Origin of the sequence: Pseudomonas sp. Y5-11, assembly GCF_022368695.1 — a bacterium.
Taxonomy (GTDB): domain Bacteria; phylum Pseudomonadota; class Gammaproteobacteria; order Pseudomonadales; family Pseudomonadaceae; genus Aquipseudomonas; species Aquipseudomonas parakoreensis.
The window spans coordinates 3,561,079-3,581,776 of record NZ_CP058974.1; the positions used below are offsets into that span (position 1 = coordinate 3,561,079).

General features: G+C 59.2%; 19 protein-coding genes, 1 tRNA gene and 1 pseudogene. 11 read left to right on the plus strand and 10 right to left on the minus strand.

The features are described 5' to 3' along the window. Positions 1-64: 64 nt before the first annotated feature. The 3 genes from HXW87_RS15730 to proP form a co-directional block, all read right to left on the minus strand. Positions 65-991 (minus strand): alpha/beta hydrolase, encoded by a 927-nt coding sequence (locus tag HXW87_RS15730; protein ID WP_239776527.1) that lies wholly within the window; start codon positions 989-991, stop codon positions 65-67. Positions 992-1,081: 90 nt separating this feature from the next. Further along, complete coding sequence (locus HXW87_RS15735) at positions 1,082-2,344, minus strand: MFS transporter (protein WP_239776528.1); 1,263 nt, start codon at positions 2,342-2,344, stop codon at positions 1,082-1,084. Positions 2,345-2,480: 136 nt separating this feature from the next. After that, positions 2,481-3,983: a glycine betaine/L-proline transporter ProP gene (gene proP, locus HXW87_RS15740; RefSeq protein ID WP_041071723.1), complete on the minus strand. Its 1,503-nt coding sequence runs from the start codon at positions 3,981-3,983 to the stop codon at positions 2,481-2,483. A gap of 230 nt (positions 3,984-4,213) precedes the next feature. On the opposite strand from proP, the gene HXW87_RS15745 reads away from it, so the two are divergent. Then, positions 4,214-6,418 (plus strand): OsmC domain/YcaO domain-containing protein, encoded by a 2,205-nt coding sequence (locus HXW87_RS15745; protein WP_239776529.1) that lies wholly within the window; start codon positions 4,214-4,216, stop codon positions 6,416-6,418. 270 nt (positions 6,419-6,688) lie between these two features. On the opposite strand, the gene HXW87_RS15750 is transcribed toward HXW87_RS15745, so the two are convergent. Together HXW87_RS15750 and HXW87_RS15755 are read right to left on the minus strand one after the other, a co-directional pair. Further along, positions 6,689-7,330: a hypothetical protein gene (locus tag HXW87_RS15750; protein ID WP_121185854.1), complete on the minus strand. Its 642-nt coding sequence runs from the start codon at positions 7,328-7,330 to the stop codon at positions 6,689-6,691. 191 nt (positions 7,331-7,521) lie between these two features. Beyond that, the gene (locus HXW87_RS15755) at positions 7,522-7,803 is read right to left on the minus strand and encodes a hypothetical protein (protein ID WP_239776530.1); all 282 of its coding nucleotides are present in this window, start codon (positions 7,801-7,803) and stop codon (positions 7,522-7,524) included. Between the two features lie 152 nt (positions 7,804-7,955). On the opposite strand from HXW87_RS15755, the pseudogene HXW87_RS15760 reads away from it, so the two are divergent. Next, positions 7,956-8,177, plus strand: a pseudogene (locus HXW87_RS15760) (hypothetical protein); the annotation flags it as partial. A 57-nt stretch (positions 8,178-8,234) separates the two neighbouring features. Here HXW87_RS15760 and HXW87_RS15765 read toward each other — a convergent pair. Continuing rightward, positions 8,235-9,143, minus strand: a complete 909-nt coding sequence (locus HXW87_RS15765) for a LysR family transcriptional regulator (protein ID WP_239776531.1) — start codon at positions 9,141-9,143, stop codon at positions 8,235-8,237. Between the two features lie 178 nt (positions 9,144-9,321). On the opposite strand from HXW87_RS15765, the gene HXW87_RS15770 reads away from it, so the two are divergent. From HXW87_RS15770 to HXW87_RS15780, 3 genes are all read left to right on the plus strand, one after another. Beyond that, positions 9,322-9,759: a DoxX family protein gene (locus HXW87_RS15770; RefSeq protein WP_121185848.1), complete on the plus strand. Its 438-nt coding sequence runs from the start codon at positions 9,322-9,324 to the stop codon at positions 9,757-9,759. A gap of 36 nt (positions 9,760-9,795) precedes the next feature. After that, positions 9,796-10,719: an NADP-dependent oxidoreductase gene (locus HXW87_RS15775; RefSeq protein WP_131671707.1), complete on the plus strand. Its 924-nt coding sequence runs from the start codon at positions 9,796-9,798 to the stop codon at positions 10,717-10,719. Positions 10,720-10,952: 233 nt separating this feature from the next. Then, positions 10,953-12,872, plus strand: coding sequence for a tyrosine-protein phosphatase (locus tag HXW87_RS15780; protein WP_239776532.1), 1,920 nt, complete (start codon positions 10,953-10,955; stop codon positions 12,870-12,872). Positions 12,873-13,059: 187 nt separating this feature from the next. Here the strand turns inward: HXW87_RS15780 and HXW87_RS15785 are convergent, their stop codons facing one another. Both HXW87_RS15785 and HXW87_RS15790 read right to left on the minus strand, forming a co-directional pair. Further along, entirely contained in the window at positions 13,060-14,028 is a 969-nt protein-coding gene (locus HXW87_RS15785; RefSeq protein ID WP_239776533.1) for an AraC family transcriptional regulator, read from the minus strand. A 150-nt stretch (positions 14,029-14,178) separates the two neighbouring features. Next, positions 14,179-15,075: an AraC family transcriptional regulator gene (locus HXW87_RS15790; protein WP_041072747.1), complete on the minus strand. Its 897-nt coding sequence runs from the start codon at positions 15,073-15,075 to the stop codon at positions 14,179-14,181. A gap of 138 nt (positions 15,076-15,213) precedes the next feature. Between HXW87_RS15790 and HXW87_RS15795 the strand changes: the two genes are divergently transcribed. The 3 genes from HXW87_RS15795 to HXW87_RS15805 are packed head-to-tail and all read left to right on the plus strand — an operon-like array spanning position 15,214 to position 17,367. Beyond that, the gene (locus HXW87_RS15795) at positions 15,214-15,957 is read left to right on the plus strand and encodes an SDR family oxidoreductase (RefSeq protein WP_131671711.1); all 744 of its coding nucleotides are present in this window, start codon (positions 15,214-15,216) and stop codon (positions 15,955-15,957) included. Between the two features lie 34 nt (positions 15,958-15,991). After that, the gene (locus HXW87_RS15800) at positions 15,992-16,393 is read left to right on the plus strand and encodes a VOC family protein (protein ID WP_041072743.1); all 402 of its coding nucleotides are present in this window, start codon (positions 15,992-15,994) and stop codon (positions 16,391-16,393) included. Beyond that, positions 16,390-17,367 carry a saccharopine dehydrogenase NADP-binding domain-containing protein gene (locus HXW87_RS15805; protein ID WP_041072741.1) on the plus strand — a complete coding sequence of 326 codons (978 nt, stop codon included), beginning with the start codon at positions 16,390-16,392 and terminating at the stop codon, positions 17,365-17,367. Before HXW87_RS15800 ends, HXW87_RS15805 begins: the two co-directional genes overlap by 4 nt. 10 nt (positions 17,368-17,377) lie before the next feature. Here the strand turns inward: HXW87_RS15805 and HXW87_RS15810 are convergent, their stop codons facing one another. Further along, the gene (locus HXW87_RS15810) at positions 17,378-17,791 is read right to left on the minus strand and encodes a helix-turn-helix domain-containing protein (RefSeq protein ID WP_041072739.1); all 414 of its coding nucleotides are present in this window, start codon (positions 17,789-17,791) and stop codon (positions 17,378-17,380) included. A gap of 95 nt (positions 17,792-17,886) precedes the next feature. Between HXW87_RS15810 and HXW87_RS15815 the strand changes: the two genes are divergently transcribed. Next, on the plus strand, positions 17,887-18,351 hold the full coding sequence (locus HXW87_RS15815) for a nuclear transport factor 2 family protein (protein WP_239776534.1): 465 nt from the start codon (positions 17,887-17,889) through the stop codon (positions 18,349-18,351). 245 nt (positions 18,352-18,596) lie between these two features. On the opposite strand, the gene HXW87_RS15820 is transcribed toward HXW87_RS15815, so the two are convergent. Then, positions 18,597-18,959: a DUF6124 family protein gene (locus tag HXW87_RS15820; RefSeq protein ID WP_239776535.1), complete on the minus strand. Its 363-nt coding sequence runs from the start codon at positions 18,957-18,959 to the stop codon at positions 18,597-18,599. 1,065 nt (positions 18,960-20,024) lie between these two features. On the opposite strand from HXW87_RS15820, the gene HXW87_RS15825 reads away from it, so the two are divergent. Then, positions 20,025-20,099 (plus strand) — tRNA-Gln (locus tag HXW87_RS15825). Between the two features lie 171 nt (positions 20,100-20,270). Then, positions 20,271-20,651, plus strand: coding sequence for a RidA family protein (locus HXW87_RS15830; protein WP_239776536.1), 381 nt, complete (start codon positions 20,271-20,273; stop codon positions 20,649-20,651). Positions 20,652-20,698 lie beyond the last annotated feature (47 nt).

A 20,698-nucleotide genomic window follows, 5' to 3' on the forward strand; every position in this document is an offset into this window, starting at 1 on the left:
AAACCCCAATTGCGAAAGCAGTTGGGGTTTTGTTTTGCCCGCAGGAAAGTGCTTCGCTTGCCAATTAGCTTCTAACTGCTCCGATCTGACGCGAAAGCCACGCTCGGCTGTGGTCCAGAACACCACTAGCCATGGTGGTAGGAAAATGAATAAAACCATGGGCGGACGAGGGCAGTAGATGTACTTCAACCGGTGCCGATTGTTGCCAACGCTCAGCGAGTTCCAGCGTGTCATCGCGCAGCGGATCCAGTTCACCGGTGAACATCAACGCCGGTGGCAATCCGCTCAAATCGCCGTAAAGCGGAGACAATGGCGCCTGTCGGCGTTCATCATCGCTCAGTCCTGGAGTCAGCAGGCGCAGCGCCTCAACCATGCCCGGGCCGTCGAGTACCAGCGTTTCTGCAGGTGCGGCGTGTACGCTCGGGGTGCCCGCGAGATCGTAGACGCCGTAATACAGCAAGGCGCCGCAGACGCGCTGCAACAAGCCGGGTGCTGGTTTGAGTGCCAATAACGTTGCGGTTGCCAAGTGCGCGCCCGCGGATTCACCGACAATGATCACCGGCAGGCCAACGAATTCCGTGCAATCGTCGCTCAGCAGCCAGCGTGCGGCGCAAAGACAATCCGCCATCAACGCCTCAACCGGCGTATTGACTGCCAACCGATAGTCAACAGACACCACTGCCACGTTGCAAGCCTTGACCATTGCGATGTTAAGGTCATCGTTCATCTGTGCATTGCCGATCACCCAGCCGCCACCGTGGTAATCAAGTACCACACCCTTGGGCTTTCCTTGTGCGCGGATGATTCGGACGGGCACTGAAGCCGCGTGCGAATGAACCACAGTGCTTTGCACTTGAAGGCCGTGCTTGACCGGTTTGTTCGCGCCGAGCATCTGACTGGCGCGCAGCAATGTCTGGATCAAACGTGGCGTCAGCCGATTGCGAACGCGAAACCGCGGCAGCCAGGCGAGTTTGCGGTTGAAGCGCTGCATTTGCGCCAAATCACTCTCGGTGAACTCAAGCGTGTTATCAGCCAAATCCTTCCTCCCTCATCAGCAATTCCCACTTAACGATATAGGGTGTTACGGCGGAGCAGTGAAGGGCGCCTCACGGTCAAGAACATTCACATCATTCCCCACCCGCTGCAAGGTTTCCGGTACCGCCAGCCACAACAGCACGAATGCCACCCCGGCTATCACCGCCAGGGTCAGAAATGCCGCGTTGTAACCGGCTTCCTGCAATACAACACCCGCAACGCTGGCACTTAATGCTGCGCCCAGACCAAACACCGTCGACAGGGCGCCAAGGCTGACATTGAAGTGGCCGGTGCCCAAGGTCAGATCTTTCACTACCACCGGAAACAGTGCGCCGAAGACTCCCGCGCCGACGCCATCGAGCATCTGTACGGCAACCAGCCAGTAAGGGTCTGCGGACAAGGTGTAGAGCACACCGCGCAACGGCAGTATCAGGAAGCCCGCGAGCAGCAGCGGCTTGCGTCCCCACACATCGGCTTTGGCCCCAACCAGCAAGGCGACCGGCACCATGACCAGTTGCGCGGCGACGATACAGGCCGAAGTCAGGGGCGTCGCCATTTGCAAATTGACCTGCGCCAGCTTCTGGCTCACCAGTGGCAGCATCGCCGCGTTGGCCAAGTGGAAGAGGGCACAACAGATGGCGAACATCAGCAGCGCTTTGTTGGTCAGCAATACCGTCAATCCCGATGGCGTCTTGCCGTGCGCGGCGTCGCTTGGGTCGAGCCCGCGGGCGAGATCATGGTTGATGGCGTTGCTGTCGACGAAGCTCACGGCGATCACGCTGCACAACGCCATGACCGCCATCAGATAGAACACCGCCACCGGCCCGAACAAGTAAGCAAACCCACCAGCCAGCAGCGCCGCACAGGCGTTGCCAGCATGGTTGAAAGTCTCGTTGCGTCCGGTGCGCCGGGTGAACGCGCGCGGGCCGGTGATGCCCAGGGTGATCGCCGAGATGGCCGGTGCGAATACCGATGCCGCTGCGGCGCTCAGCGCCTGAGTGATCGCCACCAGACTGAAGGACGTCACGAAGGGCACTACCACGCAACTGCCGGTCACCAGCAACGCAGCAATCGCGATGACCGCTCGTTTACTGCGCGTATTGTCGACCAGCGCACCGGCGGGTGTCTGGGTGACAAGGGCGGCGACGCCAGCGAGGGTCATCACCAGCCCGATACTGGCCGGTTCCCAGTGATGCACGGCCAACAGGTAAATCGCCAGATACGGCCCGAGTCCGTCGCGCACATCGGCGAGGAAGAAATTCAGGCTGTCCAGCGAGAGGTTGTTGCGACGATCGGAGTGAGTGTCCACGCTGGCACCTTCGATATCGAGGTTGCGTAAAGTGACGCAACCTCCGTCAATTCAGTGAGTGGTCGTCTGCGGATTGAGTTGCACGGTCCTTATGAGGCCACTCGACTCCGTTTTGAGTGGCCACGCTGCGAACGGCTCAGTTAATGCGCGGATGCTGCTGCACCAACTCCTTGCGTTTAGCTTCCAGTTCGGCGATTTCGGCGTCGATGTCTTCGATTTTCTGCTCGATGTGGTCGTGGTGTTCCTTGAGCAGTTCCTTGGCTTCCTCAAGGTCCGACGCCGCCGGTGCAGCACCCCGTAGCGGTTTGTTGGCGGTCTCTTTCATGGTCACGCCGGTGATCAGGCCGACCACGGCAATCACCATCAGGTAGTAGGCCGGCATGTACAGGTTGTTGGTACTCTCCACCAGCCAGGCTACGGCCGTCGGGGTCAGACCAGCAATGAGCACCGAGACGTTGAATGCAGCGGCCAGCGCGCTGTAGCGGATGTGCGTGGGGAACATCGCCGGCAGGGTCGAGGCCATGACGCCGATGAAGAAATTCAGCAACACCGCGAGGATCAGCAAACCGGAAAAGATCAGGCCGATCTTGCCGCTGTTGATCAGCATGAACGCCGGGATCGCCAGCAGAAACAGACCGATACTGCCGACAACAATGAAGGGCTTGCGGCCAATCTTGTCGCTGATAAAGCCGATTGCCGGCTGCACGAACAGCATGCCGACCATGATCGCGATGATGATCAGCACGCCACGGTTTTCGCTGTAGTGCAGGTTGTGCGACAAATAGCTCGGCATGTAGGTCAGCAGCATGTAATAGGTGACGTTAGTCACCGCCACCACGCCAATGCAGGTCATCAGGCTGCGCCAGTGCTTGGTCGCGACTTCCTTGAACGAGACTTTCGGCCCGCCCGCCAGACCTTCACGGTCGCCTTCTTCGAGTTTTTCGACGTGCTGCTGAAATGCCGGAGTTTCTTCCAGTGCATGCCGCAGATAGAGGCCGATCATACCCAGCGGCAGGGCGAGGAAGAACGGCAGGCGCCAGCCCCATTCGAGGAATTTCTCTTCGCCGATGATCGTCGAGATCAGCACCACCACGCCGGCACCGAGGACAAAACCGGCAATAGAGCCGAAGTCCAGCCAGCTGCCGAGGAAGCCGCGTTTGCGGTCGGGCGCGTATTCGGCGACGAAGATCGAGGCGCCGGTGTACTCACCGCCGACCGAAAAGCCCTGGGCCATTTTCGCCAGCAACAGCAGGATTGGTGCCCAGATGCCAATCGACTCATACGACGGTATCAAGCCAATGGCGAAGGTGCTCAGCGACATGATCACGATGGTCGCGGCCAACACTTTCTGCCGCCCGTATTTGTCACCCAGTGCACCGAAGAACAGCCCGCCCAGCGGACGAATCAGGAACGGCACCGAAAAGGTCGCCAGCGCTGCAATCATCTGTACACCAGGATCAGCCCCGGGGAAGAAGATCTTGCCGAGTGCATAGGCGACAAATCCGTAGACCCCGAAGTCGAACCATTCCATGGCATTGCCCAGCGCGGCGGCGGTGATCGCTTTGCGCATCTTGGCGTCGTCGACAATGGTGATGTCTTTCAATCCGATGGGATTGACCTTGTTTTTCCTTGATTTCATGCGGGTCACTCATAGCTGAACGGATTCGATGCCATTGTTTTGGTGGCATGGGTTCTTTCCGTCAGATACAAGAAGACACGAAATAATTCACTGCTCGTGGCATTTTTGTCGTCCGCAGCCGCACAGGCGCCGCACAGCCCACTCGGCGATGATTACGCAAAAGCACAAGACGTCAGGCTGAAAACCCGGATAATGGCCGCCAATTCGTTTCTGCTCTCTGGTAAACCCGCATGGAAATCAAGGTCAACTTTCTCGACAACCTTCGACTTGAAGCCAAGTTCGACGACTTCACGGTGATCGCCGATCAGCCTATTCGCTACAAAGGCGATGGCTCGGCACCCGGGCCGTTCGACTACTTCCTGGCGTCGTCGGCCTTGTGCGCGGCTTACTTTGTGAAGCTGTATTGCGAAACGCGCAATATCCCGACCGACAATATTCGCCTGTCGCAAAACAACATCGTCGACCCGGAAAACCGCTACAACCAGATCTTCAAGATTCAGGTCGAATTGCCGGCGGACATCTCTGAAAAGGATCGCCTGGGCATTCTGCGTTCGATTGATCGCTGCACGGTGAAGAAGGTCGTGCAGACCGGTCCCGAGTTTGTGATCGAGGAAGTCGAAAACCTCGACGCCGATGCGCAGGCGCTGCTGATGCCGCATTCGACGTCGGAGGCGGGCACTTACATCGTTGGTAAAGACCTGCCGCTTGAGCAGACCATCGCCAATATGTCGGGGATTCTCGCGGATCTGGGGATGAAGATCGAGATCGCCTCGTGGCGCAATATCGTGCCCAACGTCTGGTCGCTGCACATCCGTGACGCGCACTCGCCGATGTGCTTCACCAACGGCAAGGGCGCGACCAAAGAGGGCGCACTGGCCTCGGCACTGGGCGAGTTCATCGAGCGCCTGAACTGCAACTTCTTCTACAACGATCAATTCTGGGGCGAAGACATCGCCACCGCCGAGTTCGTGCATTACCCGAACGAGCGTTGGTTCAAACCCGGCCCGAAAGACGAGTTGCCGGCAGAGATTCTCGACGACTACTGCCTGGACATTTACAACCGCGACGGCGAACTCAAAGGCTCGCACCTGTACGACACCAACTCCGGCAACACCCAGCGTGGCATCTGCTCGCTGCCGTTCGTGCGCCAGTCGGATGGTGAGGTGGTGTACTTCCCGTCGAATCTGATCGAAAACCTGTTCCTGAGTAACGGCATGAGCGCCGGCAACACTCTGGCTGAAGCCCAGGTGCAATGCCTGTCGGAGATCTTCGAGCGCGCGGTCAAACGCGAAATCCTCGAAGGCGAAATGGCCCTGCCGGACGTGCCGCAGGAAGTACTGGAAAAGTACCCGAGCATTCTCGCCGGGATCAAAGGCCTGGAAGAGCAGGGCTTCCCGGTGCTGGTGAAGGATGCGTCGCTGGGCGGTGAATTCCCGGTAATGTGCGTGACCCTGATGAACCCGCGCACCGGTGGTGTGTTCGCCTCGTTCGGCGCGCACCCGAGCCTGGAAGTGGCGCTGGAGCGCAGCCTGACCGAGCTGTTGCAAGGCCGCAGTTTCGAAGGATTGAACGATTTGCCGCAACCGACGTTCTCCGGCCAGGCAGTGACCGAACCGAACAACTTCGTCGAGCACTTCATCGACTCCAGCGGTGTGGTGTCGTGGCGCTTCTTCAGTGCCAAGTCTGACTTCGAATTCGTCGAGTGGGACTTCTCCGGTCACGGCGAAAACTCCAACGCCGAAGAAGCCGCAACGCTGTTCGGCATTCTTGAAAACCTGGGCAAAGAAGCCTACATGGCGGTCTACGACGATCTCGGCGCCAACGCTTGCCGGATCCTGGTGCCGGATTACTCGGAAATCTATCCGGTCGACGATCTGATCTGGGACAACACCAACAAGGCCCTGCAATTCCGCGCCGACATCCTCAACCTGCACAACTTGAGCAAAGTCGGCCTGCGCAACCTCGCCCAGGGCCTGGAGAACAGCGAGCTGGATGATTACACCGACATCACCACGCTGATCGGCATCGAGTTCGACGACAACACGCCGTGGGGCAAGTTGACCATTCTGGAGCTACGCCTGCTGATCTGCCTTGCCCTGCAGAAATTCGAGCAGGCCAAGGATCTGGTCGAAGCCTTCCTGCAGTACAACGACAATACCGTCGAGCGCGGCTTGTTCTATCAGGCGGTGAATGTGTGTCTGGAAATGGAACTCGATGAAGACCTGGAACTGGCCGATTACGAAGCCAACTTCCGTCGCATGTTCGGCGACGAGCGCATGGACGCGGCGATTGGCTCGGTCAACGGCAGTGTGCGTTTCTACGGTCTGACACCGACCAGCATGAAGCTTGAGGGGCTGGATCGGCATCTGCGTCTGATCGACAGTTACAAGAAGCTGCACGCAGCAAGGGCGAATGCGGCGGCGTTGAAGCGCTGATAGCCGACGGTTACTTCTGCTGAGTAAACCTGTAGTGAGGGGATTTATCCCCGATGGCGCGCAAAGCGGGCCCGGCTTCTTCAACCAATAAAGAAGCGGGCCTGCTACGCAGTCCATCGGGGATAAATCCCCTCACCACAAATAAGTATTGTGGGGACAGGGAGATTCAAGGATTGAAGAGAATGTCGTGCAGCTGGTCACTTTCTGGTCACTTCAAAAGTTCATGAGCAAGACTCATCAATTGCGCCGATCAAGAATCAGCGCGTTGCCTCAGGGAGCACTGGGTCCCGGATCCATCGTGTGAAACGCACCGTCTGCCCCTTTGGCACAGAATTGTTTCGGCACTGGCGTTTCTACGGTGCTAGTGCCGACAACGGAAAGCGCGTTCAACTCGACGATGCAGCCTGCGCTGAAGGTGCTGAGTTTGACGATCTTCAGTTGCATCTCATAGTCCTGCCCCGGCTGCGGAATGAACGACACCGGTTTGGGCGAACAGGCGATTGAACCCACCATGCCAAAGACCGCCAGGAACGGTTTATTGGCTTCTACCACGTACTCGTCGAACTGTTTGGTGGTGCTGTTGATTTGTCGGGTGGTCTGGCTGGCCGGCATGCCGACCACACTGTTGCGATGGTCCGAATCCCTGAATGGATAGACCCCTGAGCTGTCGTTATGCGCCATCTTCCAGCCGGACTCCTCAGGCGAACCTCCCTTGAATGTTTCATTCATGAACTTCTCACAGCTTTGACCGTTGAAGTATGCGCCGTGGGCGTTATCACCGGTGATCAGTCGTACCCGGGCACTGTTGGCCGGATCGTACTTGGCCGCTTCGGTCTCGTTGCGGATGTCGATTTTACTGGTGGCGCAGCCGATGAGAGTCAAGCTGAGGGCGAGTGGGAGAAGCTGACGCATGGATGACCTTTCTGATCTGGAAGGGATTGGGCGCTGCACCCGCATTCTCGGGAAGAGACCGGGTACATGAGGAGCGCCCGGTTTATAGCGGCCTGATGGCGTAAAGGTTTAGAAGAAAGGGCGCTGAAGCGGTGCTTACGGAGTTGACCGGCTGGCTCAGCGTGCCTGGAAAATTGTCCAGCATGCTGCGATCAGCGTTTGCACTGCGCCTGCACCACCTGGCAAGTGTTCGGCGTCCCTCCGGAGCGGCTCGCATAGCGCATGCAGTTATTCATCGACTTCTTGCGCGCCATGCTCAAGGTGTCGCCCCAGGCCAGACCACCTTCGCCGGAAGTCGGCACGGCTTTGGCGTAGCAGTTCGAGCCGTTGGTGGCGTAGCGTTTGCTCGAACAGCCGGCCGTCAGCGCCATGGCTGTGCCAAGCAGGGTCAGTAGCACCCAGGACGAGCATTGGCGTGCAGTGATTGTGGTCATCCGGGTTCCTCGTTGGGTCATGCGCCTCAATGGCCTCGCTGACAGGCGTTGGGCATTATCCTGCAATTGACATAAGGAAGCGTCCCCAATGCGTGCACCCACACTACACCTGATGTGCGGCAAGATCGCCTCGGGCAGATCCGCTGGACCAATCACTGGCTGAGCGAGTGTCGCACTGCCTGCATTATCTCGAAGTGGATGACGCCACCTGCCGTGCTCGGTTGCCTGCACGCAACGCACTGGCCGAGCATGAATTCGCCGCTTCGGGTGCGGAGTTTGATTTAATCACTCGATACTTTAAGGTGCCGGAGGTAGGCGAGGGGCTGGAGATTCTCATGCACCGCAATCGCCAGCAGGGCTGGCTCTCACAATGATCTCAGTGACCCACCGCATGACCCTGCAAGAGTGAGCCTGCTCGCGATGGGGCCCTGTCAGGCACTCTGCAGACTTTGCTGCACAAACCGCTCGATCAACCACCGCGCCGCCGGCCCCGGTGGCAGGTCGGTGCGGTAGATGACATCGAACGGGTAGATGCCGCTCTGGTACTCCGGCAGGTTCAAGCGCACCAGGCGGCCAGACTGCAAATCCTCTTCGACCATCGGCAACGGCATATTCCCCCAGCCAATTCCTTCGCGCAGCAACATGTGCTTGGCACCCAGATCCGCCAAGCGCCAGGTGCGGTTGCTGAGGACGGCGAAGTCGCGATCCTTGGTCAGTTGTGAACGGTCGGAAAGAACCAGTTGCGTCAATTCACGCCCGGCGCCCGGTGTGTTCGCCTCACCCGAAGCCAACGGATGATTCGGTGCCGCCACCGGAATCAGCTCGACATTGCCTGCGCCAATCCGCTCGACCGCATCGATGCCTTCGTTCATTGGCCCACTGACGCCAATGATCGCCCCGCGATTGATCACTCGCTCCGTCACCGCCCCCAACGCCTCCATGTGCAAGTGCAGGGCGACCGTGGGAAACGCCTCGCGAAAGGACTTCAACGCATCCACTACCCGCTGCGGCGGTAGCATCACGTCCAGCACCACGTGCACCTCAGCCTCCAGCCCCTGCAACAGGCCTTTGACCTTGGCGCGTAAGCCATGCACGCCGTTGGCGATGGTGCGCGCCTCTGCCAGTACGGTGCGGCCGGCCTCGGTAAGTTGCGGTTTGCGCGTGGTCTGGCGATCAAACAGCGTCACCCCCAGCTGTAACTCCAGGTTGGCCATCGAATAGCTGATCACCGACGTCGCACGGTGCAGCTTCCTCGCGGCGGCGGCGAAACTGCCCAGTTCCACCACCGTCAGAAACACCCGCAATTGATCCAGCGTCGGCGTGCCCGGGTCCGAAATCATGGCTGCTATCTCCTCATCATCAGCGAACCGGCATCGTCGCTGAGCGGCGTCAGCTTGTCTATTTTTTAGAACGTAATGATCGAAATTAGTCGGCTATTCAGATTAGCTGGCCGGGCGCACCATTTCCTCACTCGGACGATTCATCTCGGATCGCCCCACCTTTGAAGGAAATACCGTCATGACCACCACTGCAAACATCGCTAAAACCGCTACTGAACAAAGCCGCAATGACATCACTCAGGCCTCGGCCTCGTTGGTCGGCCGCGTCCTGCTCAGCGCGATCTTCATCCTCTCCGGTTTTTCCAAACTGGCCGCCCCGGCGATGATGATCGGTTACATCAGTTCTGTCGGTCTGCCATTGCCACAAGTGGCGCTGGCGCTGGCAATCATCGTTGAAATCGGTGGCGGCCTGGCGCTGATCGCCGGTTACCGCACCCGTACCGTTGCCGCTGTGTTGGCGGTGTTCAGCGTGGTCACGGCGCTGGCATTCCACAATGCGCTGGGCGATCAGAACCAGTTCATCCACTTCTTCAAGAACATCGCCATGGCCGGTGGCCTGTTGCAAGTGGTCGCGTTCGGTGCCGGTCGTTTCAGCCTTGATGCCCGTCGTCGCTGATCACTTGCTAATTCCTTCAACCGATCGAGGTCTCCCATGAAAGCCATCCGCGTGTACGAATACGGCAACCCCGAAGTGCTGCAACTGGAAGAAGTCGCCGACCCTGTGGCCGGTGAAGGTGAAGTGTTGATCGAAGTCGCCGGAGCAGGGGTCAACCCGATCGACTGGAAGGTGCTTTCCGGGGCGATGAAAGCGTTCATCCCACTGCCGCTGCCATTCACCCCGGGCGTTGAAGTGTCTGGCAAGGTGATCGCCACCGGCCCAGGCGTGAGCGAATTCAAGCTCGGCGATGAAGTGTTTGGCTTCATCAACATCGTCGGTGGCTATGCGAGCAAAGCCGTGGCCCCGGTGGCCAAACTGGCACTGAAACCGCAATCGCTCAGCGCCTTGCAGGCTGGCGCCGTTCCGGCCACCGCGCTCACCGCGTGGCAAGCGTTGACCGAGCATGCTGGCGTTCAGCGGCGGCAGAAAGTGCTGATCCACGCAGCCGCCGGTGGCGTGGGCAGCATGGCGGTGCAGATCGCCAAGTACCTGGGCGCCGAAGTCATCGCGACCGCTTCGGCCAGTAACCATGCCTATCTCACAAAGCTCGGTGCTGATCAGGTGATCGACTACACCACCGAGGCGTTTGAAGAGCGGGTATCCGAGGTCGACGTGGTGCTCGATCTGGTCGGCGGCGACACCCAGAACCGTTCGTTTCGCGTGTTGAAACGCGGCGGGGTGCTGGTCTCGCCGGTCAGTGCGCCGAGCATGACTCTGGCCAACGACCATGGCGTGACGCCGATCAACTTCGCCACTCGTTCCGATGGTGCGCAGTTGTCGCTGATTGCCGAACTGTTTGATCGCGGCCACCTCACCGTCGACGTCGAAGTGTTCCCGCTGAGCGAGGCGCAACGTGCACTCGAAAAAAGCCTGAGCCGCCGTGGTCATGGGCGGTTGGTCCTCGATGCCACGAAGTAACCGCCGAACCCCTGTAGGAGCTGCCGCAGGCTGCGATCTATTGATCTTCGAAGGCAAAAGATCGCAGCCTGCGACAGCTCCTACAGGTTTTTTTCTTAACCCCCCCGCGGACAAAAAACGCAGCCCATGGCCCGATCGCGCAGCCATTTTCTTGCGCAGTCGTTCTGTCATATTCGGTATCAGTTGATTGCAGATAGTAGCCAGCCCAACACTAATTCCAATGAGGCTGCACTGTGTTTCAACGTCTTGTGTGTTCGCTGTCCGTTCTGAGCCTGTCCATCGCTGCTGCCCACGCTGCCGAGACCGTCGTACTCGACACGCCGCGCCTGCAAAGCATCGACAACTTCCGTGATGTCGCCGGGCTGACCACCGCGTATTCCACGGCCCACGATGGCACGATGCGCGGAGGCGTGTTCTACCGCTCCAACGCGATCACGCCGTCGGCAGCGGATCTGGCGACCCTCAACAGCCTCGGCATCAAAGCCGTCTACGACCTGCGCACGCCGAGCGAAATCGCTGGTACGCCGGACACAATGCTGAGCGGCGCGACCTACCAGAACATCGACATCATCGGCAGCACCACCTCGGGCGCGAACATCACCACCGTGTCGTTCAAAAGCGCCGCCGATGCCATCGCCATGATGGAACAGACCAACCGCGCCTTCGTCAGCGACGCGGGGATGCGCGGGCAGTTCGGCAAGTTGTTCAACGAACTGGCCAGCACCGACGGCGCGCAACTGTTCCATTGCACTGCCGGCAAGGACCGTACCGGCTGGACGGCCGCCGTGTTGCAGAGCATCGCCGGCGTCGACAACGCGACCATCATGGCCAACTACCTGGCGACCAACGACTACACGGCCGCGCGCGTCGCCGCGACCCTCAAAGCGTTGCCGCCTAGCATGGCCTCGATCTATGCGCCACTGCTTGGCGTGCAGGCCAGCTACCTGCAGGCCGGTCTTGATGAAGTCACCGCCGAATACGGCAGCATGGACAACTACCTCAAACAAGGTCTTGGCCTGTCGCAGGAAACCATTTATGTGCTGCGCGGCAAACTGGTCGAGTACAACAGCCTGCCGGGGCAGGCCGGATTGGTCGGTAACGCCGCTGCCGGTGCCGAATTACTGCGTCAATTGCAGAACACCAACCTGTCTGGCACCTACAGCGCCTACAACTATTATCTGCAATCGGCGATCGACGCCGGCACCCTCGGCGGTGTCGAAGCTCAGGTCGGCGGTCAGGTTCACGCCGACGCCGCCAGTTATCTGCTGCGGCAGAACGCGTTGATCGAACAAGCCGCCGCCCCCTACGCCAGCGGCTCCGATCTGAAAGTCGGGCAATACCGGTTGTGGACCACCGCGCTCGCCGGTTACCTCGGCACCGACGGCTCGTCCCACGCCGAGAGCAGCAACGAACACAGCCAAGGCCTGATGGTCGGCATCACCCAGCGCTTCTCCGAACAACTCAGCGCTCGCGGCGGTTTCGGTTACAGCAAAGGCACCGTCGGCGGCGCGAGTGGCGAGGCCGATACCGATTTCACCTTCTTCAACCTCGGTGCGCGCTACGGCTTCACCAGCCTGGAACGCGGGCTGTTCGTCGATGCCAATGCCAGCGCCGGCTACGTCGATTACGCCAGCAAACGCGAACTCGGCGGCGGCCTCGGCACGGCCAAGGGCGACACCCACGGCAACCTCACCGGCGCAACATTGGCGCTGGGTTACCGCGCACCGTTCAACGGCATGATCCTCGAACCGAGTCTCGGCGTGCGCATCAGCCACCTCGACCTCAAAGGCTTCCAAGAGAAGGGCAGCGAACTGTCCCTCGACGTCGACGACAACACCGCCACCCGCCGCAGTGCCGTCGCCAACCTCAACGTGGCGTTCGCCCCGGTGGCGATGGGCGCCTGGCAACTGGTGCCAGGCGTACAAGTCGGCTACGAGCGCACGCTGGGCAACAACGACGTCAACAGCCAGGGTCACCTGCTGGGCCTCGACATCGAACAACGCGCCGCCTTCGACAACCGCGACCAGTTCAGCGGCGGCGTCAACCTGATGGCCAGCCTTGGCGCTGTCAGCGTCGGCGCAGAAGTCGGTGCCAGTGGCGGTGGTGACAGCCACGGTTTCAGCGGCAGCCTCAAGGCGAGTTACGCGTTCTAAATGACGGGATGACAATCAGGTCAAGGATGACCGCTATTCACAAAGCACCAGCAAAAACGGGTGAAGGCAGGGGATTGGCAACCCTGATTTACCGCCTAACCCTGTGGGAGCGAGCCTGCTCGCGAAGGCGTCATGTCAGCCAACATCACCGTCAACTGACCCACAAGCTTACTTGCCTATAAACCAATCAACCCCGCTCCCTCAGTTGCGCCGGACTCACCCCATACGCCTGCTGAAAATACTGACAAAACCGCCCGACATTGCTGAAGCCAAAGCGCAACGCCACCTCCGTCACCGACGCCGAATGCCGCAGCGCCTCGAAAGCCCGCTCCAGCCGCACCTGCCGCTGATACGCCACAATCGACATCCCGACAAACCGTCGAAACCCCTCCTGCAATGCGCGCTGACTGACATTGCTCAACCGCGCCAGCTCCACGCCACTCACCAGTTGCTCCGGATGCGTCTGAATAAACGCCATCGCCAACTTCACATGCCGCGGCGCCACCCTCGGCGCCGGCTGGCGCAACGCCTCGGTAAAATTGTGCGGCCACGCCTCCAGCACCGCATCAATCAACATCTCACGCAACCGCGACGGCATCAGCGTGCCGCTGTTGAGCAACAGATCAAACTCCGTGCCCGTCGCCAGATCAATCAACGCCTTGATCCCGCCATACGCCGCCGTGTGCAGATCCACCACCGGCTCAAACACAATCTTCTGCACAACCGGCCGCCCCAACAACGCCGCCAACCGCTCCGTGAGCTGCGCCCGACTCACGGAAATCCCGTGCTGCGCGTGATCGTCGAGAAACCGCATCGAACGGATATCCGCCTTATCAATCGCCAACCCCACCTGCGCCACACCGATGGACTCGGTGCGGTGGTTGAACACAATCTTGCCCGCCGTGGTAATCACGAAAGTGATCTCGTCCTGCGGGTCGGGGAAGGTGACGGTGAAATCACCGTGGTAATGCATACGCCGGAAACTCACGCCGTCGTGCCTGCCGTAGACACCGCCGATGATGATGCTGGAAGGGATCGGCGGGGAGTCGGCGTAGCGATTGCCGAAGAACCGGGAGAAGAGGGCGCCGAAGTCTTCGGCGTGGAGGTTTTCGGAGCGGAGGATGATTGTTTGGCGGGGTGGGACGATGGAGTACACCTTGGGGCACCTTTTTTGGGGCTCTTGGGTAAGTGGCGGAGGGGAGGTTAGCGGGTTGGGGGTGACTGGTTTGTGACGGCGGTTTCGTCGGTGGAGAGAGGTCTTCTTTCGGCCAATAGCTGACACTCACAGTTTCCTGCAGTACGCCGCTCAATCGCCTCCAATGGCTCTCGCTCGCGCATGGATTCTGCTCGCATCCTGTGACGGTGGAAGCCCAAACACCTTTGCGTAGTCCCGGCTGAACTGGGTTGCGCTTTCGTACCCGACCTCGAATGCAGCGGCCATGACACTCTTTGCATTCGCCACCATCAATGTTCTGGCCTGGAGCAGGCGCACGCGTTTCTGATATTGCAACGGACTGAGGTTGGTCACGGCCTTGAAGTGGCGGTGAAACGCCGAGACGCTCATCGACGCTCGCTCGGCCAAGCGTTCGACGCCGATGGGTTGGGCAAAGTCCTGACGGATCCACTGTACCGCAAGGTTCACTCGGGCCATCGCGCTGTCGGGCGCCGCGATCTCTCGCAGCATCCAGCCCAGGGGGCCCTGAAGTACGCGGAAGATGATCTCCCGCTCGTAGACCGGGGCCAGCGCTGCGATGGCATCCGGATCGCCCATGAGTCTGAGCATGCGCACCCAGGCGTCCATGAGGTCAGTGGTCATGGATGCGACTGAAAAGCCAGGCGTGGGATCGACGCGACTGGCAGGTTTGGGCAGGTCGGCGAACAAGGTGGATAACACCGTTGGATCGAGTGTCAGGCTGACGGCCAAATAGGGCTCCCCGGTTTCGGCAGGGTGCACCGAACCCACGGCAGGCAGGTCGATGGACATGACGAAATAGGTCGCGGGGTCATACCGCAGGGTGTGGTCGCCCACGGTCATGCTTTTACTGCCTTGCAGAATCACGTTGATCATCGGGTCATAGACCGCCGCGAGCATGTGCTCAGGGATTTTGCCCTTGACCATGGCCACACGCGGAATACCGGTTTCCGTACGTCGGTTTTCCGCCTTGGCCGCGAGTGACCTGAGTTCGTTCAGTTGATTGTCCATGGTGTGCATGCTGAGGGCTGACACGGGTGCGCTGCAAGCAAAAAGCAGAAACAGGCAGGTTTCGAGGAGGAACGGATGCGCTCAGGCTTGTAAGGCTCAGTACGCTGGATCCTCATTCGAAGCACAGAGAAACAGCACATGAGCGTTATCGTCATTACAGGTGGGAGTCGCGGCATCGGTGCCAGCGCCGCCGAGCATATTGCGCAGCGCGGTATGGGTGTGATCCTGACCTACAACAGTCATCCAGAAGCAGCCGCTTCAGTCGTGGAGCGTATTGAGCATGCGGGAGGCAAGGCAGTTGCGCTCAAGCTCGATGTGGCTGACGTAGCAAGTTTCTCCGGGTTTCGCGAGTCAGTGATATTTGCCTTGCGCGAGATTTGGGGCCTCACCTCCCTCAGTGGCCTGGTCAACAATGCCGGGTATGGTCTGTTCAAACCCTTGGCCAGCGTCAGCGAAGCGCAGTTCGACGGCTTGTTCAATGTGCATCTCAAAGGCCCGTTTTTCCTAACGCAGACATTGTTGCCGCTGCTGGCGGACGGCGCGAGTATCGTCAACCTGACCAGCGCGACCACTCGTGTCGCCACAGCGGGTGTTGCGCCTTATGCGGCGTTCAAGGGCGGACTCGAAGTGCTCACCCGTTACATGGCCAAAGAATTTGGCGAACGACGGATCCGCGCCAACGCCGTCTCCCCCGGCGCGATCCGTACCGAACTTGGCGGCGGCTTGAATGACGAGTTCGAGGCTTTGCTGGCGGGGCAGACTGCGCTGGGCAGGGTGGGTGAGCCGGAGGACGTCGCGCGCGTAATTGCCTGTTTGCTGTCGCAGGACGGTAGCTGGATCAATGCCCAGACCATCGAGGTCGCTGGCGGTTACAACATCTGAGTCGCCCGCAGCTACACCATTTGAGGATTACGCAATGCTGGATCATGTCTTTTTGTCGGTAAGCGACATCACCCGTTCCATCCGTTTCTACGAAGCCGCCTTAACTCCGTTGGGCATTACCGCGCGCTTGGATTACGACGGCAAAGATGGCCCGCCGGGGCATCCTGACCTCAAAGGTTTCGGCGCCAATGGCCGGATGTTTCTCTGGCTGCGTGAGGGGATTGTTGAAGGACGTGCCGTCCATGTGGGGTTCGTCGCCAAGAGCAAGGCTGAGGTGGACGCCGCCTACGCCGCAGCCATGAAAGAGGGCGCGGTCGATAACGGCGCGCCAGGTGCACGTTTGCACTACGACCCGGATTACTATGCCGGCAATGTGTTGGACCCGGACGGGTACAGCCTTGAATTCGTCTATAAAAAATGGCAGCACGTCCAATGAGCAAACTGCTGATCTACGGCGCCACCGGCTATACCGGTCGCATGGCTGCTGAACGGGCAAAAACGCTGGGCTTGCGGTTCGAAATCGCCGGGCGCGATCACACGCGTGTGGCGGCACTCGCTGCGCATCTGGACGTGCCGTTTCGAGTGTTCGATGCCGACGCGAAGGCAGCGAGCGCGTTGTCCGGTATCTCTGTCCTGCTCAATTTCGCCGGCCCTTTTGCGTACACCGCAGAGCCGTTGATGCGTGCCTGTATCAAGGCCAATGTGGACTATCTGGACATCACCGCAGAGATCAACGTCTATCGGCTGGCCGAGCAACTGGGCGCAGAGGCCGTTTCGCAGCAGGTCATGCTCTTGCCCGGCGTAGGTTGGGACGTGGTACCGACCGATTCGCTGGCGGTGCATGTCGCCAAGCGTGTCGAACAGCCTTTTGCGCTGAGCATCGCGCTTCAGGTCCCAGGCTCGATGTCACGTGGCTCGGCCATGAGCGTCAGTGAAATCATCGGGGCAGGGGTCATGGCGAGGGTCGATGGCGAGCTGGTCGCCACGCCTGACGCCACGCTGCGTCATTTCGATTTCGGTGACGGCCCGGTTCTGTGCGCACCGCTATCGTTTGGTGATCTGGTGACGGGCTGGCACTCGACTGGCATCCCGAACATCGCGATGTTCGTGCACATTTCAGGCGATGCGTTTCCCGAAGGGGATCTCTCAACACTGCCCGATGGTCCGACGTCTGAGGAAAGGGAGGCACATCGTGCCCGAGCAGTTGTCGAGGTCATGGGTGTTGACAGAGTAATCGCTCGGTCTGTGATCGAAACCGTGAACGGCTATTCCTACACGCCTCTCGCGGCAGTGGAGGCCGCGCGTCGGGTGCTCGAAGGTGAACGTCAGGCGGGTTTCGCTACACCGGCCAAAGCCTTCGGTGGCGGGTTTGCCGAGAGTATAGAGGGGACGTTGATCACCGACTTCTGAGGTCATCTGGTCAGGCTTGCGCTGCCTCGATTTCCCGAGAATCGAATGCTGCCTGGGCCTTGATAACCGTATCCAGGTGTTCAAGGGTCCAGAGATAAAGCGCGTTGAACGGGTGCTCAAGTGTTCGGCCTAGTGGGGTGATGCTGTATTCCACTGCCACCTGAGAGGACGGGATGACGCGTCTCTGCAGAATGCCGTTGCGTTCAAGGCGGCGCAGTGCCTGGGTCAAGGCTTTTTGGGTGATGCCGTCCAGGCATCGCTTGAGCTCATTGAATCGAAGGGGCTTTTTGCACAGGGCCGCCAGGATCAACACTGACCACTTGTCAGCGATCTGGTCGAGCAGAAAGCGGCTTGAGCAATCAACGCCTCGATCTGTGGTTGTCGGGTCGCTGTTCTTTGCGGTTTGCGTGGCAGATTCGTGCATGGGTTTCCCTGGATATACCTGAGCACTTTGAAGTGCGTAATTGATATTAGGTATACACAATATACCATCGCGGCTCTACCTTTCTGGAGTTACCCATGTCATCCATTTATCAGACAGACACCGCCGATCAGCTTGCGGTCATTGATGCCCTCTACCGCTTTGCCGCTGGCATTGATTTGCGTGACGCAACACTGCTGTCCAGCGCTTTCATGGAGTATGCAGTTTCCGACTTCGGGCCTGCCGCAGCAAAGGCAGGATTTGAATTCCCTGTGCTGGAAGGCCGAGAGGTCATTGTCGCAACGTTATTCGGCGCGTTGGGACAGGTCGATACCACTCATTCGGTCAGCAATCCCCGTGTGACGTTCGAAGGTGGAAAGGCACATCTAGATGCGTTGGTGGAGGCCCAGCACGTCCTGAAAAACGACCCGGCACGCCACTACCTCATGAAGAACCGCTATGCCGTTGAGTTGATGAGACTCGGCGCGGGCTGGGGCATCGAGCGGGTGACGGTAGACAACGTCTGGCGGACAGGCGACGCCGGTGTGCTCATAGGCGCTTAATCGGGAAGAGGACCTAATGTGTTCCGAGCGTGACTCGTGCGTCGCGCCCGGTTTCAAGAGGCTGCTCTCGGCCAGGTACGTAAGATTTAACGTGTGGGTGCAAAGCGCCAGCGATAAAGCTGCAAATGGGCCGGAATTGGTCACTTCTGAACGTCTGCTTCTGGCCGGAAGCAGACAAATCACGCAGTCAGTTTCTGACAGATCCCTCTCGGCGCTCACCATAGAGCGCCAAGCGGGAATGTTCGCTAGGCCGTCGGCACAACATTATCCAGCGCCTGATTCACCGCCAATTCCCCCAGCATCACCACTTGCGCAATGCCCAGCAGGGTCTTGCGAATCGGCCCCTCCACCAGCGCGGCCACATCCCCCAACATCACCGTCGCCGAACCCAGCGACTCACTGGCGTTCGCCAGCAATTCTTCGGTCGTGATTTCGGGATTGACGAGGAACAGGGTGTTGGGTGTGTAGGGCGTGGCCATGATTGGGCTGGCGGGGTTGAGGTAGTGGTCGAGGGCGCGTTCGGCGGCTTCGCTGAGTTTTCGGGAATCGGGGGATTCGTAGGGTGAGACCGTTTCGGTTTCGGGCGGGTTTGGTGTGACCTTGAACATAGTGAAGCTCCATATGTGGCTAAGGGAACCATCACATTCGCTACCAAACGAGGGTGGTGGCCATTACGAAGGTTGGTAGACCGGCACACATGGAAAAACCGGCGTGCTCGAAAGCACCCTGCGCATGGCCACCATAAAACGCAGGCGCCAGAAGGCATCTGTGTAAGGTGACGTTTTGCGCCATGTGTGAACCGGGCTACCAAACCCGATCGCTGCTTTTCAGCGACCGAACCACGATAAAACCCGCACCCTGGGCGCACAAGCCGGCGGATTCTGGCGTAGTCGTAGGCAATGGCGCAAGGCGTTGTAGCCTGGGATGACGTAACGGCGAGTGTTTTTAAACGTGTGCGGGGAAAAGGTTAAACGTGAGGGTTTTCGGGGCTGCGCTTTTCGTGAACGGATGGTTTGGCAAAGAGGAAAGCGGGGCAGTGCGACGTTTCGCTAAATCCCCTCGCGACGGGGATAGTATTTGTGTGGAAATCAGAGGCTTCAGAGGATGGAGCTGACTCAAGCTCATCGCTGACTGGACTGATGCCTTCGCGAGCAGGCTCGCTCCCACATGAGGTTGGCGGTGTACACCCATGGTGTGGTCGATACGAAACCTGTGGGAGCGAGCTTGCTCGCGAATGGCCTGTCCACAGTTCTCAGGACTTATTCATCACCATTCTGGACACAGTGTTTGTCCAGCCGATCGATTATTGTCGTGCGCTTCAATCCCTAACACCGTCTGCAACCCGTGACACAATACGGTTGCCCACGAGACGGTGAACATCATGAAACTTGCAAAAAAGCGCTCTTCTTCTGGCCTTTGGCGGTGTCGATCTCCGAGGCGGCGAAGTGAATCGTGGCGTTTGCCTTGATTCAGAAAATAACTGGCTGTTTTAAAACAATTTTTTTTGCACTTGGGGCTTCCCAGATCAAAAAAAGGTTGGTAAATTGCGGCCCATTCTCGCAGAGCTTGTTACAGAGCTTGNAATTTTTTTTGCACTTGGGGCTTCCCAGATCAAAAAAAGGTTGGTAAATTGCGGCCCATTCTCGCAGAGCTTGTTACAGAGCTTGAGATACAGGGGCGTCGCCAAGCGGTAAGGCAGCAGGTTTTGATCCTGCCATGCGTTGGTTCGAATCCAGCCGCCCCTGCCATATTCAGAAAAACGCCAGTCCGAAAGGGCTGGCGTTTTTTTATGCGCGTGATTTTTGTCCGGCAGCGAGGGTTGCCTGAGCCGCACCGGAAGACTGTTGTAAACTGCCCCGCGAAAAGTCCCGGCGGGTTGTTGGCCGGCGACCCTCATTCTCTCCAGACCAGAGACTTACATGGCTAATCACGACCTCAGCTTCACCCCTGATCCGGATACGGATTCGATTTCCTCGGATGTTGTCGGTTTCAACGGCATTCTGGTCTCGACCCAGATCCCGACCCGCGCCGATGGCAGCCTGGAACTGGGCGATATCACCCTGCAAAGCGAATGCACCCTGCAGGCGCTGAAAGTGGCGCTGGAGCGGGCGGGCAGTTCGATGGATCGGGTGATGCACCTGACCATTTACCTCACCGACATGGCCGACCGCGCTGCGTTCAATGAAGTCTACAAGCGCTTCTTCGCCAAGCCATGGCCGGTGCGCGCGGCGGTGGGCGTGGCGTCGCTGGCGGTGGAAGGCATGCGCGTGGAAGTCACCGCGATGGCCGCCAAGGCCTGATCAACCTGCAAAACCGTGCTGGTGGCCAGCGATGACGCCCGGCCATC